This window comes from Streptomyces sp. H27-H5 (genome assembly GCF_026627505.1).
GTDB lineage: Bacteria > Actinomycetota > Actinomycetes > Streptomycetales > Streptomycetaceae > Streptomyces.
This window is the reverse complement of sequence record NZ_JAPNLK010000092.1, coordinates 1-16,900: the sequence shown is the minus strand read 5'-3', so window position 1 is coordinate 16,900 and position 16,900 is coordinate 1. Positions and strand designations below refer to the sequence as shown.

Here is a 16,900-nt window from a genome sequence, read left to right as displayed (position 1 = left end):
CGGGATGAATCAGTGTTCGATGCCGGCGGGCTTGGGCGCGATGTGCGGCGCGGCCGGCTCGATCGCCCCGTGGCTGGTGGGGCCTCTGCGGGACGCGGGAACGATGCTGTGGCCGACGTTCACGCCGGGCAGGAAGGAATTGGTGCGCACCCGCGACCGCTTCGTGTCGGGGGTCGCCGGGTTCAGCTCCTCGTAGCTGGTGGCGGTCGACAGCCGTTCCACCGCGTGCTGGTGCGCCTCTCGCTGGTCCTCGGGGACGTCGATGGCGTCCAGCTTCATGGCGAACTCCTCGGGGGACTTCGCGGGGTCGTAGTCACCCATGAGGAGCTGGCAGCGGACGGGGTCGTTCGCGATGAACGCATCGATTTCCGGGGGCAGGTGCTCGTGCCGGGGCATCGGGACCGCGAACCTGATCCGGTCCTTGCCGACGTTGGAACCGCCGAGCAGCTTCGGCATCTCGGTCTTGCCGAGCACCGAGTCCTCGGTGATGTCGGCGGCGAACGTGATCACCAGGCCCTCGGCCGCCTCGGCATACCGGTCGGAGAGGGTGTCCCAGGCGGCACCGTGGGCGGCGTCCAGTTCCTCGGGCTCGAAGTCGAAGTGCTGGGCGAGGGCGTCCACCACGAATTCGTTGCCGAGGAAGTAGCCGTTGAGCCGGTTCCCGGCAGGAGTGTCCTCCAACACCTGGAGACCGCGCGACTCTCCGTAGGCCCGCGCCAGAAATCGGTGCGGTATTGCCCTGTCCGCCCCTTCGGGCTGGGATTTGAAGGACCAGAAGGCCCGATCGGGTCCCCGGTCCTCATTGGTGACGGATCCCTGCTCCGATATGTGCTTGATGAATCCCATCAGGTCCGGCCCGTCCTGCTCCGGCCCGTCCTGCTCCGGTTGAGCCGACAGGCAGTCCTCGTAGAGGCGGACCGCCAGCCGACGTCCGGCGGACTCGTCGGCGGGCTCCGACTCTGCGTGCTCCTGCTCGAAGGCGATCGCCCTGGCCACCTCTTCCGGGGTGGGTGGAGCCTCGGGTCTCACAGGCTCCTCCGTGACCCTTCAGGGGCGTTCACGGTCAGCCGGATCCGTGAGCCGCCGGGAGTGTCCGTGGTCCACGCTGCGAACGACACCGACTGCACCAGCACGATGAAGGCCTGCCCGGGGTGGTCACCCACCGGCTTCCAGTACGCCAGCCGGTAGGGGGTGCGGGTCTCCAGACGGTGTGCACGGTCCCCCCAGAATCCCGGCTCCGGCGGCTCCGGGAAGTCCGGAGCGTCCCAAGGGCCGTTCCAGACCGCCGAACCCAGCACGTCCTCGGCTGCCCTGACGAACTCCGGCCACTCTTCGGCCGCGCGGGCCAGGAGACCGGGGTTCTCGGACGCGCCATCGGCCTTGAGGTGCCACGCCCAGTGGGTCAGTCGCCTGACAGGATCCCAGTTGCCACCCGCTTCGAACGTCCACCTGCCCCCACCGCGGGTGCGCACCACCAGGTTGCGCTCGACCGTCTGCGGGTCCCAGCCGTGGCGTCCACACCACTCGCGGAACTCCGGGGACCCGCCCTGCGGCGGACCCGCCCACACGGACGCCCAGTCCACGCCGCGCAGGCCGTCCAACTCGGCGGCAAGGTCCCGGGCCGTGCGGCCCGATGTCTCCGTCAGCATCGTCTCAAGCTCCTCGCTCTGAATACGTGGGGGCATCGTGGCATGTGGTCAGGACAGGATGATCCCGAGGAGCAGCAGTCCCACCACCACCGCCCCCATGATGAAGCGGACCCTCGCGTCGCCCTGTTCCCACAGGTCGTGTACCACCGTCCAGCCCGTCATGCGGGCGGCGCGGCCGTCGTGGAGGCTCGATGCCTGGGAGGGGCCGTCGTCCGGGCCGCCGGCCGCGGCGTCCTCGTCGGGCTCCGGCATCCCGGCCGTCCCCTGCTGGGCCTGGGCCACCAGGACCAAGCCCTCCAGCAGCTCGGGCATCGTGTGCGGGGTGAGGGGGTACGAGACGGTGCCGTGCGGGGTGCTCAGGCAGAGCTTCGACTGCCAGGGGTTGCCGGGTTCGTAGCCTTCGATCCAGGCGTTCCGGGCCTCGGTCGCGGGGGCGGGCGCCGCGTCGGCGGGCGCCTGGGGGAGGGCGTACTGGTCGCTCAACTCTCGTCCTTCGTAGGGTCGGGGACGCCTCGGCGCCTGTCGCCCGGGCACGACCGCTCATTCTGGCGGAGCGCCGGGCGACCCGGCTCGTTCCGGGGTCCCGGGACTCCCATCCGAGGATTCCCCACTCTTTCCCCGGCTTTCCTCACTCTTTCCCGACGGGGAAATGGGGGGAGGTGTTGTCGGCTTCATTTGCCACACTGCCGTTCCGCACCTGGCCTCACCAGGGGGCCCGCCACCCGGTCGGCCGGCGGATGGGGATCACACGCGTGGGAGAGACGGACTCGATGACGGACCACAACAGCTCTGCTGGCGGGGTCGACGGGGCCCAGCCTTCCGGGCAGCGAGGGCACTTCGGCCCCGTAGGGCCCGCCGGAGCACAGCACCCGCCGCAGGCCCAGGGACACCAGGCCCCTCCCCAGCAGGGACAGCAGGGACAGCAGGGACAGCAAGCTCCGCAGTCCCCGCAGCAGGCGCCCGCTGCCTACGGCTACCCGGACAACACCCATGCGTCGCAGCAGCAGTCCTCGGACGCCGCCCGCGCGCAGGTGGCCGCTGCCTGGGTGCGCACCGTCCGGCCCGGCAACGTCCCGCCCGGCGAGGCGGCCGTCCCGGTCCTGCCGCCGCGCGCGGACCAGCCCGCGGGCGAGTCGAAGAAGGACCGCCGCAAGGCCGAGCAGGACGCCAAGAAGGCTGTGCGCAAGGCGGCGTACGAGCAGAAGAAGGCGGAGCGCGAGGGGCGCAAGCAGGGGCGCGGCAGCACCACCGCCCCGTCCGAGCCGGCCCGGTCCGCCTCCACGTCCTCCGCTTCCGGCGCCCCGGCCACCACCGCTTCCGCCACGTCGCGATCCGAGGCCCCCGCCCGCACCGCCGCCGACGCGGGATTCGACGTTCCGCGTCCCGGTGGTCGGCTGCCCGCACAGGGCCGTCGTACACATGTGGCGGTCCGCGCCGCACTGTTGATCACCACATGTGCCTTCGCGCTGGGTTCCTGCGGCGTCGCCGGCCTGGTCATCGGCAAGTCGTCCGTCGCGGTGCAGAGCGCCGACCTGAACGACAAGGAGGTGGCCCGGTACCGGCTGACGGAGTTCCCGACGCAGGCCGCCGCGACCTTCGCGGAGGAGTACGTCACGCTCTGCATGACGTACTCGCCGCAGAACGCCGACAAGCGCCGCGACGCCCTGACCCGCTACACGTCCTCGGGCGTGGACCGCGACTGCGGCATCACCGGCCAGGGCACCCAGAGCGTCCGGCAGGCCAAGTGGGACGGGACCATCGAGGAACTTCCCGAGTACGGGGCCAACGGCCGCTACCTGGGCATCCAGGTCAAGTTGTCGACCGGCCGTGTCACCTCCCTGTCCGTGCCGGTGTACGTGAAGGACCCGGCCACCGGTTCCGGGCTGCGCATCGCGGGCGACGTCGGTGAGATGCCGCTCGCTTCGCGCGGCAGCGTGCCGGTGGTGAAGCAGGACGACGAGACCGTCGACCAGACGCTCTCCGACCAGCTCAAGGCGCAGGTCCTGCCCGGCTTCTTCAAGGCCTGGGCCGCCTCCGACGCGACCGGGCTGACCCGCTTCACGACGACCGACGCCTCGCAGTCGGCGACCACCGGCCTGGCCGGTGCGCTGGTCTCGTCCGAGGTCCAGGAGGTCGTGGCACTGGCCCCGGCCGGCACCGAACCGAACGCCACCATCGCCTACGGGCCGGGCCAGACCGTCCAGGCGCGGGTGACCGTCACCTGGGGCGGCGTGACGGCCGCCTCGAAGGGCACTCCCGCCCCCACCACCACCGTGAAGCGCTCCTACCGCCTGACGATGGTGAACACCGCCCAGGGCTGGTTCATCAAGGACATCCGCGGTGGCGTCCTCGATCCCACGGGCGGCAGCGCGGACGCCGGTGCGACGGCTCCGCCCGCCGCGTCCGAACCCGAGGAGAACCCCCCGGCCGGCGGGGACGGCGGCGCACCCACCGCGCCCACCGCACCCGCCCCCTCCGCTTCCGGCGCGCCCAAGAAACCCTGACCGCGCCCACCCGACGCACCCCCCACGCACTCCTCCCACGCACCACAGTGAAAGGACAACGCCATGTACCTGGCGGCCACCACCCTCAACGGCATGTTCGGCGAGATCCAGAAGATCCTCATGGGCATCGGCACCACCGTGGCGATCTGCGCCCTGCTGATCCTCGGTATCCGAATGCTGCTGTCGATGAAGCGCGGCGACGGCATGCGCGAGGCCTTCCAGGGCTTCGGCATGATCGCGCTGGCCGCTCTGATCATCGGTGGCGCGACCGGCCTCGCCGGCCTGCTCATCGACCTCGGCAGCCAGATCGGCGGCGGCGGCGCCAAGAGCTGAGCCCGGGAGCGGCCGGTACATCCCTCCGGCCCGCACCGGTGACCCGCGGCCCGCAACCACGTCAGAGAGGGGGACCGGCTGATGGCGCAGAACACGTCCGACGCACCCGAGCCGATGGTCGCCTACGACCACACGGACCTGCTCAACCGGCCCAAGCGCATCTGGAACTGGGGCAACATCCCGCTTCCCGGTCTGCTGCTGCCCGCTCTGGGTGCGGCCTTCGGCTTCGCCATCGTCTGGCTGGTGACGCTGCTCTCGCTCTCCGCCTTCCTGCCCTTCCTGGGCATCTCGGTGGTGACGTCGGTGCTCTACATCGGACCGCCGGTCGGCGTCTACTTCGTGTGGGGGCGGCCGCTGCCCTCCGCACTCACTCTCAGCCAACAGGTCGTGGTCTGGGCCGACTTCTGGTTCCAGCCCAAGCGGCTGCAGGGGATGGCCGCCGACCGGGAGCCCGAGGAAATGCGCTGGCAGGTGATCCTCTGGCAGCCGGGTTCGCCGCGCTGGCAGCGCCAGTACGAGGAGGCGCTGGCCGCGGCGGCGCGGCACGGTTCCTCGTTCGCGGGCCAGGCGCGGTCCGCGCAGCCGTTCCCGAGCCACCCCGTATCCGCACACTCCGAGACCGCAGGATGAATCCCTCATGATCATGATGATCCTTCTGGGCGGGGCGGTCGCCTTCTTCGTGATCGCCATGCTCATCGCCTCCACCGGCTCCAAGAAGGCCAGGGAAGGCCAGGGCTCCGGCGGTACGCGGAACGCGGGCGGCTCCCGGAAACAGCCGGGCCAGTCCAAGCGCCGCGAAGACATGCGGCTGCCCTACCGGTACGCCGACGACATGGTCTTCGTCCACGGCGAATCGGTGTGGACCGGGCTCGTGCTGCCCACCTCCATCGACGAGTACCTCAACGCCGGCGAGCTCCAGGCGATGGCCGAGGGCCCCGCCCGCGGCCTGCTCAACCTCGCCCGCGGCGACCGCAACGTCGAGTGCCACTACCGCAAGGTGTACCGGCCGATCACGGCCGTGGAGTGGGCCGACCGGCTCAACACGGTGGCCTGGGACCCGACCGAGAACTACAAGGCGTACAACCTCCGCAAGGCGGAGTACCAGGAGCGCATCGGGGCAACCCGCGAGCGCAACATCCTGCTGGTCAAGCTGGGTTCGCTCAAGCGCGGCTCGAACGGCACCGGAGTGCTGCCGGGCGGCGACGATCCCGTCGAGGACCCGGGGCTGACGGCTGCCCTGCGCGACACCGCCGACAAGGCGACCGCGACCGCCACCGGCGTCTACGACGAGTACCTGTCGCCGGGCCTGTTGGCCCAGTGGACGCAGGTCGCGCGCGAGGTCCACGAGAGCCTCGAAGGCCTGAACGGTGTGCCGCTGACCCGCGAGGAGCTCGTCTGGCTCATCCGCAAGCCCCTCCACGGCGACCTGGCCGTGCCGCCGGAGCCGGTGCTCGGCTCGCGCTCCTGGGGACCGGACCAGTTCGACCTGGTCGTCGACTTCTCCGGCGAGAACCACAAGACGCACATCGTGCTGAACCAGTACGACGAGGTCACCGGCGAGCAGCACACCAGCTACACGACGACGCTGGTGGCCGCCAGTTGGCCGACCGAGACCCGCTTCCGGCAGTCCACCGCCTGGGCCCGCTACGCGTCGCAGCACGTCGACTTCCCGGTCGAGATCGACATGCGGTTCACCCTCATCCCGTACCTGAAGTTCAAGGACCGGGCGAAGAAGATCAGCGGCAACCTGGTCGACGAGATGAACGACATGGCCAACTCCGGTCGTTCTCCCGGCACCCAGCTCGCCAACCAGGTCACGCGCGCCCAGCACCTCCTCGACGACGTCGAGGAGCACAAGATGCCGGGCATGGAGGCGCAGATCCGCTTCACCATCTCCGCGCCCGACCTCACCGAGCTGGAGCGGCGACGCCGCATCCTGGAGATGCAGTTCAAGCAGGACCTGAAGGTGACCCTGCTGCGGCCGACCCGCCAGCAGTGGCGACTCCTGCAGTCCCAGCTGCCGGGCGACGCGCCGAAGCTTCCCGTCGCGCCGTACCTGCGCCTCCAGGAGGTCGAGCAGCTCGGCGCCGGGCTGCCCACCGCGGGCACCGAACTCGGCGACAACCCCGAGCACCGGTCGGGCAAGCAGCTCGGATGGGTGGGCAACCTCGTCGGCTGGGCCGGCAAGATGCCCGTCCACTACTCGCTGCACGTGGGCCCGGCCCGCAACGACGGCGGTGGCCTCGCCATCGTCGGCGCGTCCGGCGGCGGCAAGTCCTCGCTCGCGTTGCAGAAGTTCTACGAGGAGTCGGAGTCGGGCGTGCGCTGCCTGGTCATCGACCCCAAGACCGACTTCGCCCAGCTCTGCTACTACCTGGCCTTCGGCTCCCAGGTGAACGACCCCGAGTTCGCGCACGACGCCGATGCGGGCCTCCTCGGCACGGAGCACAGTCGCTTCCAGCCGGTCAACCCGGAGTTCTGGGCGGAGACCGAGGTCGTCGACCTCCTCAAGGGCCAGGCCGGCGTGCTCGACCCGTGGGTCGTCGCCCGTGACGTCCCCTCGGGCCGGCTGCTCGCCGAGTCGATGCTCCGCGGGTTCCTCGGCGACGAGGACTACCAGCGCGTGCGCCTGCCCGTCATCGAGGGCATGGCCACCGTCGTCGGCTGGTACAACTCCGCGATGCGGCAGGCCACCGAGCAGGGGCTGACCGCCCGGGAGGCCGAGCAGCAGGTGCCGCGGCCGACGCTGTGGCAGGTCGTCGACGAGGTCGTGAACGCCTACGACCACGCGGTGTCCACCAATGACCGCGAAGCGGTCAAGGAGCTCAAGCTCGCCCAGATGCTCCTCACCGAGCTGCGTACGCTGCCGTACGCGCGACTGGCCTTCGCCGAGCGCCCGCAGACCCTGTCCGCCATGCGCAAGCGCCGCACCGTCATCACCCTGCGCGGTTTCCAGTCGCCGTCCTCCTCCGACCCGCGCAACTGGAACCCGGCCGAGCGCCTGGCCGCGACCGCGCTGATGGCCGTCGTGGAGCTCGGCAGCCAGATGCTCGACGTCGGCTACGAGAAGAACCCGGTGACGGGCGAGATCGGCCTGCGCCCCAAGGCGCTGTTCGTCGACGAGGCGTACGTCGTCACCGCGACCGAGAGCGGCCGCGACCTGATGCGGCGCGCCCTCAAGCAGGGCCGCTCGTACCTGGCGGTCACCGTCCTGATCACCCAGCAGGCCATCGACCTCGTCCAGATCGAGGACTCCGAGGCCCGCAGCGGTGGCGCCAACCAGATCCACACCGTGTTCGCGTTCAAGCAGAAGTCCGCACAGGAGGCCTCGTTGGTGGCGCCGCTGCTGGGCCGCCCCGAGAACGACGCCAAGGTCGTCTCGGCCCTCCAGGAGCTCCGTACCGGTGTCTGCCTGCAACGAGACGTCGACAAGCGGGTCGGCACGGTCGCCGTGGACCTGGTCTTCAAGGAGATCCTGGCCGCCACGGACACCAACGGCACGACCCGCCCGGCCCGGCAGGGCATCGACCCGCCGCTCAGCGTGTGGGACTGGACCTTCATGCAGGAGGCGGGCGACGCGGCCGCCGCCTCCACGACGTGACGCCACAGAACTCCGAGACCCGTTCCGCAAGCCGTACCGAAGGAGACACCATGCGCTTGTCCAGGACCCTCATGGCCGGAGCCGCTCTCATAGCGCTCGCCTCCCTGACCGGTTGTGGTGGGGACGGGGACGCCGGCGGCGGCGGATCAACGGGCGACCTCGGGCTGCCGGCGGCGGGCGACATGGCTTCCATCGAGAAGTTCGTCAACCAGCACGCGCAGTGCAATAACCTCCGGCCTTCCGACGATGAGGGATCGGGCCTGCTGGAGAAGGAAGCCGCCGACCCGGCGTGGGCCATCAAGGAGCGCGCGGTCTGTGACGACGGCTCCCACCAGACGATCACCCTGCTGGCGATCTCCGACATGGCGAAGTTCCAGGCCGCGAACAACGCCGGCAAGAAGTACGAGGCGCTGGTCGGCAAGAACTTCGCAGTCGTGCCGGAGGGAGACACGACCGTCCAGGCACTCATGAACGCCAAGATGCTCCTCCTGGTCTGCAAGGGGGGCTACGAGATCCCGAGCGGCTACGCGCAGCACAAGGGATCAGCCGAGGGCTGCATCCTGACCGACTACGCCCGTTCGTAGTCACCGACATCCCAACCCTGCCGAGGAACTCCCGAAGGAAGCCGATGTTCGTGCGCCGTAGCGCCAAGACGCGTGGGTCCACCCGCCAGATCTCGTCTCCACTCGATCGGGTGCGGGGCGCGGGCCGAGCCGTCCGGGCCGGTGCGTTCGTCATTCTCGCGGTGTTGGCCCTGTCGTTCGCGGTGCCCGGAACGGCCAACGCCGAGGACTTCGCCTGCAGTTTCACCGGGAATGACAGCTACACCGAAGACAGCCCGGGTGCCAGCGGTGAATCGATCATCCCTGCCGTCAACCAATGGGAAGACAAGGCCAAACGCGCCAAGAACCTCAACGACACGACGGGCATGGTCACCGGCGCGGTCAGGATGCCAGAGGCCCCCCAGAAGTACACCTTCTACGAGCTCAACGCCATGCGGGGCCTGAACTGGTCCATGACCTTCAGGGGCCGGGGCAACGCGTCCGACACCAATGGCACGAGGGGCAGCGGTGCCGACCATTGCTCGATCATGGACCTCGTCAACAACGGCGTGGCCAACATGGTGTTCAACGGCACCAAGATCTTGACGCGTACAGCCATCTCGATCAAAGAGCTGGCCTCCAACCCGAGTCCGCTCAGCGGTCTCTACGACGGCCGCGACAGCGTAGTGGAGACTCTGAAGAAGAACGTCTTCATTCCTGCCGTACCGGTCATGATCACGCTGACCGGTCTGTGGGTCTTCACGAAGTGGCGCAAGAACGAAATGCGTGAGGCCTGGTCGGGCGTGGGCTGGGCGTCCTTGACGACGGTCGCCGTGGTCGTACTCCTGACCGGCGGCAACTACGACAAGGTCATCACCGAGGCGGACACGGGGATCGGCAACTTCAACTCGATGCTTACCGAGGCTGTTCTCTCGGGCGCCACGGACCAGATGCAGTCCCCCTGCGATCTGTCCCCGGAGGTGGACCACAATCGCGGTCTTCGCATATCCAGCTGTGCGATGTACGACACGCTGGCGTTCCGGCCATGGGCCCTGGGCCAGTTCGGCGAACACGGCACCAACTGCATCTTCAAGAACGGCGCCGGCGAGATCAAGGAGGGCGTGTGCACGCCGAAGAACACCGCGGCCGAGTGCAACTACGGCAAGGGCGCGCGCTGCGAGGACGTCCGGGTCAGGCAAGCGGTGTCGCAGTCCACGACCAACATGGACGCGTTCCCCAGAGATGGCAAGAAAAAGGACATCGACAAGGAAACCGATGAGTGGATGCCCATCCGCATAGACATGGCGGGCGGCAAGGGCGAGGGCTATCCGGGCCATGCCTCGGATAGGGCGATCTACCCGGTTGCCTTCAACGAATGGGCCGGACACGGTGCCGGTGCACGCGTCGGGCTCGCCTTCTACTCCTTGATAGCGGCGTTGATCGTCGGACTGATGGTGATCGTCCTCAGTGCGCTCACCCTGCTGTGGCACGCCGTGACCCTGATCATGATCATCCTGTTGCCGTTGGTGGCCACCCTGGGCATCCATCCGTCCCAGCAGAAGCTGCTCAAGGGGTGGTTGGAGACGTTCATCCACAGCTTCGTGCTGCGGGCGGGCTTCGGCATCATCCTCAGCGTGCTGCTCGTGCTCTACCAGATGATTCTGCCCGCGAAGATCTCTTTGGGCATGCAGCTGCTGATGCTGCTGTTGGTGACCGTGGCGGTCGTCATGATGCTGAAGAAGCTGCTCTCGGGCAGCTACAGCCCCAAGATCGCAGGCGCGGAGGACGCGCTGGGCGTGGGCGACATGGCCAATTCGCTGTCCAGCAAGATCGGCGCGCAGGGTCAGCGCCTCGCGGGCAACGCCGCCTCCGGTACGGCAAGGGCGGCGGGACGGGTCGCGGGGAGAGGTGCCGGGAACGTAGGCCGCGGCATGGACAAGGTCGCGCTCGGCGGAAGGTTGCAGAAGGGCGGCTGGATCGCTCCGAGCAACACCAAGCGCGGGCAGCGCAAGGCTGCCCAGATGGGAGCGGAGCTCCAGAAGGACCAGTACGCGGACTTGCAGCAGAAGCAGAAGGGACAGTCCGAAAAGGAACCCGCCGCCGAGCCGCCGCCCCGTCGCCGCAGCGGGCGGGTCAGCGCCTCCAACGCGCCCGTACCGCAGCAGGGACCGCCTCCCGCGCCCCAGCCCGCAGCCGCACCCCAGCCCGCACCGGCGCCCCAGCCGGCACCGGCGCCGGCACCGCAGCCGACCCCGCGCCCGACCGGCCGGGTCAACATCGTCGACGGGCCCCCGCTGCGTCCGGCCGACCCGCGCCCCCCGCAGCGGCCGGCCCCTCCGACGCCGACCCCGCCGCACCAGCCGCCGCCGCCGCGCGACGGCGGTGGCCGGATATCCCGCTAGGAAGCCCTGAACATGGCCAGTGTCATCACCGACCACCCGCCGCAGGAGCTCGCCGCCGAACTGGGCGCGCTCCTGAGCGTGGACTGGCGCGCCGTATGGGCCGGCATCCCCGAGGGCGATTCCGAGCGCGCCGAGTGGTGCGCGCGCTTCGGCTGGCAACCGCTGTGGCTCCAGTCGGGCCTGTGGGTGCGTACGCAGCGGTCCGGTCGGCTGCACCTGACGTCCTCCGGTGTTCCCGGCGCGCCCGTGACCGGCGCGTCGTTCACCGCCTGGCGGGTCAGGGCGGACTCGACGTCCGAGGGCACGGACGTCACGGCGGTCGCCCTCGACCGGTACGCGGCCCACCTCGCCCAGGTGACCACCGCGTTGGGCCCCCCTGGCTGGGAGGGCGCCTGGGACAGCCCCGACTTCCCGGCGCCGCCCGCTCCCGGCCGGTGGGGTGACGCCGAGGAGCGGCTGGAGCGCCGGGCCCCGTACCGGCTCGCCCAGTGGAGATACTCCAACCCGCTCGCCCCGGTGATCGTGCTCGACCTGCACTGCCGTACGGGCCGGGTTTCGGGAGGTGGCACGATCGATCTCGCCTTCCACGGCCCGGCCGACCCCCATCCGATCGGTGGCCCCGGCTGGCGACTGTGACGTACGAGACCCGAGAAAGAGAGACAGCCACATGTCCTTCATCCCGCCGGTGAACCGGACCCCGCAGGAACTGATCACCGAGCTGCGCGGGCTGGCCGACATCCACTGGGAGACCATCTGGAACGGCCCGCCCCTGTCCGGCCAGGGCCTGGACATGTGGTGCGCCCAGTTCGGCTGGACACCCACCCAGTTCGAGTACGTCCTCAACGTGCTGACCGACACCGGCGGCAGGATGACCCTCCACGCCCAGGGCGGCAGCTGGGCACCCGTACAAAGCCTCTCCCACTGGGTCTGGGGCGCGTCGGCCGACAGCGCGGAAGGCAACCCGCAGGTACTGGCCGAGGCCGACCGGGTCTGGCCGCTCTACCGCGACGCCGTGTCCTCGGTCTTGGGCGAGCCGGTCTGGGAAGGAGCTTGGGACTCCAGCTCCTTCCCGGCAGGGGTCGGTGAGTACGCGATCCCCAAGGAGCAGGACCGCCTTGAGGAGAAGGACCCCTACCACCTTGCCTACTGGGAGGCCGAAGCTCCGGGCGCCCTCGTCAGTCTGCGCGTCACGCCCGCCCTGGGTACTGCTGACGGGTCCGACCCCGGAGTGGTCAACATGAAGCTGAGGGTCTATCCCCGGCCCCTGGAGGTCGGACGACCGTGAGCCCGGAGCCGATACCCAAGTACATCGAGCGAGGCGCCCTGCGCCGCGCGAACGCCCGGGAGGAAGCCACCCAGGAGGCCAGACGCGACCCGAAGGCCGTGGCGCGGCGCATCAAGGCAGCTGCCAGGGCAGCCCAGGTGACGCCGAAGGCCTACATCGACGGCCTGGCCACGGACAAGGCGAAGCTCACCCCGCCCGACGGGACGAAGCCGATCAGTGCCTTCTGGTCGTACGGCCTCAAGCACCCGGAAGCGCCGCTGAACGACTGGAGTGAGCCATTCCTGTCCCAGCGCTTCATCGCGGAAGAGTGGGCGACCGAGCGGAACAGGACCCGTCCCGGTGCCGCACAGACGTTGGAAACCACTCAAGGCGGTCGTGAACTCGACGACATGTTCCTCTGGGAAGACGAGGTCATCGAAGCCCTCGGTGGCGAGGCAGCGGGCTTCGAGGAGGGCTACGCCAAGGCCACCTGGGGCAAGATCTCCGAAACGTACGCCGGGCTGGCCGAAGGCCGGGTCGTCGTGTTCGGGCAGGACGCCAACACCCGGTCGATCCTCCACCAGCAGGAGCTGGGCGCACTCTGCAACAACCCGAACGTCGGGCTGCACAACATCCACTTCGCCTACGAGCCCGATCAGAAGTGGCCGGAGGTGACCCGCGCCGAGGCCGGAACAGACGCTGTGCGTGCCGTCGCCCAGTTCAACGACCCGACGGTCCCCCGCTACATCGACCCCCACGGCTTCGCGGCCGAGGCCCCCGAGGTGCGCAAGGCGCAGATCGACGGGATCTCGGAGGCCTTCGCCCCGGGTCAGGCCGAGGCCGAGGCGACCAAGGCGCCTGAGCTACAGGCCCCGCCCAAGAGCGTGCGCACCCCGCTCTGGCAGGTGGGCTTCAAGCAGCCGCTCAAGACCACCCGGGCCGTGACCCCCACCTCGGTCTCCCGCGCCGGCCCCGTGGCCGATCCCGCCCTCGCACCCCGCCCTCTCGCCACAGGAATGGACGGTCCCGCATGACCCCCCGCCCCTCCCCCGACAGCATCCGTCGCTTCCTGCGCCAGGAGCGCGACGACGCGTGGGCCGTGCGGCTGCTGCGCCGGATCGTCTTCGGGCTCGCCGGTGCCTACACCGTCTTCGCGCTCGCCTCGACCAGCATGTCCTCGTTCATCACGGTGTGCGGGCTGCTGGTCCTCTCCGCGCTGCTGTGGCTGATGCGCCGCCGCGGGCAGTTGCTGCTCGCGCTCGCCTCGACGCTCGTCACCGCCGCGGTTACCGGCTACTTCGCGTCTGTGGCCGAGATCGCCCGGGGTCAAGCGGGCGGACTGCTCAGCGGGCAGGCCGTGTTCGGATACTGGGCCCTCGCCGCGATGGCTCTCCTCGGGGCCTGGATGGTCAAGGACCACCCCGGCCGCCGCGGCGTCACCGTGGTCTTCGCCGACCTGGTCCTCCTCGTGACTTCCGGGGTGGGAACGGTTCTTCCGGCCCTCGCCGTCCCCCTCGGATTCATCGGACTGATCCTGGTGCTGGCGGCTCGCGGAGGCGGTATCGCCTCAGTGCGGCGTCGCACGGGGTGGGTGAAGCGGCGTTTCACGCGACGCGCCGTACCGACGGCCACCACAGAGAGCTAGTTGACTGATGAACCATCACCTCCCGTGCTGTTCAAGCACAGGACTCCGCCTGAGACAACTTTGCCGTGGCCAACTCGCCTGACCTAAAGTCCCCGTAAGTCATGATCGCTTCGGGGGAATCTTTTTATGGTCACGACAGCTCACAGAACGCCGCCTGCATCCGTCCAGGCGGTCGGCTCCGCCACCCTTCTGCCATGCCAGCGACGGCCGGACATCTTCGGTCAGCCGCTGCTCACGAACCCACCCGCCAACGTGACGGGCCCTCCGCTCCAGATGCGGAGGCGCCAGGCCCTCATCCACGCGGCCCGGCAGCTCTGCTCCTCCTGCCCCCTCTGGGCGGAGTGCCTGCGCAACTCCGTCGCCCGGTCGGACCCCGGCGGCTACGCGGGTGCCACCACCCCGCAGGATCGGCGCTGGATCCGCCGCAAGATCGGAATCGGTGACGCGCAGGGGCGGCTGGCTCCCCTGCCGGACGGCGGAGGCCGCCCCGTGGAAGTCGCCGTCGTCCTCGACGCGTTCGACGCGCTCCGGGAGTACTGGGCGAGCCGGCCCACTCTGGCGCCGGCCGGATCCTCGGCAACGGGTACGCGTGCGGGCCCAGGGTCCGACACACGGACGGACGAGGCACACCGCGTCGCGGCAAGTGGACTGCCGCACGTCGGTCAACAGCGAGTCACCCGAGTCAACACACACGAGGTATCGATGGCGGCCCCGGCAGGCGAACGTATCACTTTCTCGCTCGACGACCCGGCGCGCGCCATACAGAGGGCCGTGCTCGGCCCGCTCGTGGTCTCCATGCTGCCCACACTCGACGTCACCGAGCAGGTCGCGGCGATGCTTGCCCGTGTGCCCACCGCAGGGCTCAGGCCCCAACTCCTCGATGCCCTGCGGGAGACGCGGCGGTGCCTCGACGCATGGCACACGGCGTCGGGGGACGAAGTCGCGTACCGCACGGCCGGCAGCGGACTCACCGGATCGGTGAGTGTCGAGCTCGCGACCCGCGACCCGCTGAGCGCGCTGCGCCAGGACATATTCGAGCCCCTGCTGCACCGGCTTGCTGAATCGATTCGTCGCATCGAGGTGCTCACAGCGGCGTTGAGTGCCGCCCCGGACGGCGACACCGCGGACGGCAACACCCCGCGCGTGCCGGGAGTGGCCGCCGTGCACACCGCGCTGTGTGAACTCGGCGCCCACATCGAGCAGTACGCCGCCGACGCCCCACTGCCCCAGGTCCCGGCCTGGCCCCAGGGCGGCACACGGCGCGACACGCCACTGCGGTCCGTACCGAACAATGCTTCAGGGAGCGTGTCACCGCCCGCCCCGGGCAGCACGCCGAGTCTGCGGCAGGCCGTGGAGCAGGCGGTGACGTCCCTCCCGGGACCCTTCACCGGCCGGGACGTCCTGCTCGCGCTGCCCGCGGGGTCCTACCAGGACCCCGCGAAGTCGGTCAGCAACGCCCTGTCCGCCATGGCCAAGTCCGGGCGCCTCCTGCGCGTGTCCCGCGGCATGTACGCCGTGGCCTCTCCGTCCTCCGGCACATTCGCCGTGACCTCCTGAAGGGAACCGCGCCATGCATTCCGCGCACCCGCCCGCCGAAGTCCGCGTCTTCTCCCACAGTGCGGCCCTCATCGACGGCGTCCCCGTGACCGCCCCGCCCTTCGTCGACATCCAGGAGGTCGTCATCGGGATCCTCCACCAGCGCGCCCAGCAAATGGGCGGTCCGGCCCAGGCGGCGATCAGCGACGACCGCTACGGCGGCGCGATCCGCCTCCTGATCCACCCGGACGGAACCACCGAAGCGATGGACTGAGCGCCGCTCGCCGCCGACAGTCCGGTCTGCCCCGGGCGCATCCCGGCCGGGGCCCCGCCGGTGGCGACGAGGGGCAGGAGCGCCTCCGGGCGGAGACGCCCGCCACGACCTGCTTCGATCCGTCGAAAACCCCCGCGTCGCGGGCGCCCGGAGGCGAGACGCCCGGCACCACGTACTCCATCAGGGAGCCGGCGGCCAGGCGCGTCTGACGCACCTGACGGATCGTGAGTCGAGCGAGCGTCACGGCCGTCCCGTGCGCGTCAAGACATCGCCTGTGACGCCCCACCACACGGCCGCACCGCCCCGACCCCCGGCTCACGCGTCGTCGCGCACCGGCTCCAGGATCGCCACACACTCCACGTGGTGGGTCATCGGGAAGGTGTGGACACTTGGGGTAGGTGACAAACCCGCAGGTCAGAGCAATTCTTCCCCTGCTCTCCCGGGGGCCGTGCGTCACACGAGCGTCACCAGCGTCAGCGTGCGTCTCGGCGGGACAGCGTGCCGCCAGCTGTGCCAACGCGGTGGTCAGCCCGGTGGCATCGGCAAGATCCGCCAGCAATCATGCCCTGGCATGGCCCACCACCCCCACACCGTCAGCGGAGAGATGGAGCTTGGCGCGCCAACCGAGACCCTGCACGCAGAAAGTGCCTTCCGTCTGGACCGACAGAACCCCTCGACAGGGTTCATCGTCCCAGCTCAGAACGATGCCGGACGACATCGCAGATCAGAAGGCACTTTCGCGTTACTGGCCACCGTCTGGACCGCCCCAACCGAAACGGCGAGGTAAGCCGGGTGGCGCTCCGCGCAGATGACGTACGAGTTGTTCGAGGGCGGTCCAGCTCTCGGCGGTCTCGCCGTCGCCGAGCGGGTAGTAGAAGCCTGGCCTGGCGTTCGGGCCCAGTTGCAGCGGGCGTTCCTTCAGCGGCGTCCTGCTCGCGGTGTCGCGCCCTGCCTCCCGGACCTCCGCGGGCCCCAGCACGAAGGCGTACGGCAGCGGTGGGCGCTCGAAGTGCGGCGGGGCGTTCAGCCTGGATCCACCGCGTAGTGGTCGGGCTGTGGATGGAGAAATCAGAAGAGGTGCCCGCTGACCTGGGATGATGGGAGTTTCTACGCTTCCATCAGACCCGAGCAAGAGGGCACCTCGTAAGTG

Annotated in this window: 16 protein-coding genes; 12 read left to right on the top strand and 4 right to left on the bottom strand. The window is 69.8% G+C overall.

From position 1 onward, the window contains the following. Positions 1–9 precede the first annotated feature (9 nt). The 3 genes from OTB19_RS33360 to OTB19_RS33350 are packed head-to-tail and all read right to left on the bottom strand — an operon-like array spanning position 10 to position 2,132. A complete protein-coding gene (locus OTB19_RS33360; RefSeq protein ID WP_267802441.1) occupies positions 10–1,029 on the bottom strand; it encodes a hypothetical protein in 1,020 nt (339 codons plus the stop codon). After that, positions 1,026–1,649 carry a hypothetical protein gene (locus OTB19_RS33355; RefSeq protein WP_267802440.1) on the bottom strand — a complete coding sequence of 208 codons (624 nt, stop codon included), beginning with the start codon at positions 1,647–1,649 and terminating at the stop codon, positions 1,026–1,028. Before OTB19_RS33355 ends, OTB19_RS33360 begins: the two co-directional genes overlap by 4 nt. 48 nt (positions 1,650–1,697) lie before the next feature. Beyond that, on the bottom strand, positions 1,698–2,132 hold the full coding sequence (locus OTB19_RS33350) for a hypothetical protein (RefSeq protein WP_267802439.1): 435 nt from the start codon (positions 2,130–2,132) through the stop codon (positions 1,698–1,700). Positions 2,133–2,401: 269 nt separating this feature from the next. Between OTB19_RS33350 and OTB19_RS33345 the strand changes: the two genes are divergently transcribed. The 12 genes from OTB19_RS33345 (at position 2,402) to OTB19_RS33290 (ending at position 15,750) form a co-directional block, all read left to right on the top strand. Next, entirely contained in the window at positions 2,402–4,153 is a 1,752-nt protein-coding gene (locus tag OTB19_RS33345) for a conjugal transfer protein (RefSeq protein WP_267802438.1), read from the top strand. Between the two features lie 63 nt (positions 4,154–4,216). Then, entirely contained in the window at positions 4,217–4,486 is a 270-nt protein-coding gene (locus OTB19_RS33340) for a hypothetical protein (protein ID WP_267802437.1), read from the top strand. An 81-nt stretch (positions 4,487–4,567) separates the two neighbouring features. Next, positions 4,568–5,116 (top strand): hypothetical protein, encoded by a 549-nt coding sequence (locus OTB19_RS33335; RefSeq protein ID WP_267802436.1) that lies wholly within the window; start codon positions 4,568–4,570, stop codon positions 5,114–5,116. A gap of 7 nt (positions 5,117–5,123) precedes the next feature. After that, the gene (locus OTB19_RS33330) at positions 5,124–8,087 is read left to right on the top strand and encodes an ATP-binding protein (RefSeq protein WP_267802435.1); all 2,964 of its coding nucleotides are present in this window, start codon (positions 5,124–5,126) and stop codon (positions 8,085–8,087) included. A 50-nt stretch (positions 8,088–8,137) separates the two neighbouring features. After that, positions 8,138–8,671: a hypothetical protein gene (locus OTB19_RS33325; protein WP_267802434.1), complete on the top strand. Its 534-nt coding sequence runs from the start codon at positions 8,138–8,140 to the stop codon at positions 8,669–8,671. A 44-nt stretch (positions 8,672–8,715) separates the two neighbouring features. Next, positions 8,716–11,031, top strand: coding sequence for a hypothetical protein (locus OTB19_RS33320; protein WP_267802433.1), 2,316 nt, complete (start codon positions 8,716–8,718; stop codon positions 11,029–11,031). 12 nt (positions 11,032–11,043) lie between these two features. Continuing rightward, positions 11,044–11,667: a hypothetical protein gene (locus tag OTB19_RS33315; RefSeq protein WP_267802432.1), complete on the top strand. Its 624-nt coding sequence runs from the start codon at positions 11,044–11,046 to the stop codon at positions 11,665–11,667. 31 nt (positions 11,668–11,698) lie between these two features. Then, on the top strand, positions 11,699–12,316 hold the full coding sequence (locus OTB19_RS33310) for a hypothetical protein (RefSeq protein WP_267802431.1): 618 nt from the start codon (positions 11,699–11,701) through the stop codon (positions 12,314–12,316). Next, positions 12,313–13,329, top strand: coding sequence for a hypothetical protein (locus OTB19_RS33305; protein WP_267802430.1), 1,017 nt, complete (start codon positions 12,313–12,315; stop codon positions 13,327–13,329). The genes OTB19_RS33310 and OTB19_RS33305 overlap by 4 nt, the downstream gene beginning before the upstream one ends. Next, on the top strand, positions 13,326–13,940 hold the full coding sequence (locus OTB19_RS33300; protein ID WP_267802429.1) for a hypothetical protein: 615 nt from the start codon (positions 13,326–13,328) through the stop codon (positions 13,938–13,940). Before OTB19_RS33305 ends, OTB19_RS33300 begins: the two co-directional genes overlap by 4 nt. A 273-nt stretch (positions 13,941–14,213) precedes the next feature. Continuing rightward, positions 14,214–15,497: a WhiB family transcriptional regulator gene (locus OTB19_RS33295; protein ID WP_267802428.1), complete on the top strand. Its 1,284-nt coding sequence runs from the start codon at positions 14,214–14,216 to the stop codon at positions 15,495–15,497. 13 nt (positions 15,498–15,510) lie between these two features. After that, positions 15,511–15,750, top strand: a complete 240-nt coding sequence (locus tag OTB19_RS33290) for a hypothetical protein (protein WP_267802427.1) — start codon at positions 15,511–15,513, stop codon at positions 15,748–15,750. Between the two features lie 742 nt (positions 15,751–16,492). Here the strand turns inward: OTB19_RS33290 and OTB19_RS33285 are convergent. Then, a complete protein-coding gene (locus tag OTB19_RS33285) occupies positions 16,493–16,882 on the bottom strand; it encodes a DUF6177 family protein (RefSeq protein ID WP_267802455.1) in 390 nt (129 codons plus the stop codon). Positions 16,883–16,900 lie beyond the last annotated feature (18 nt).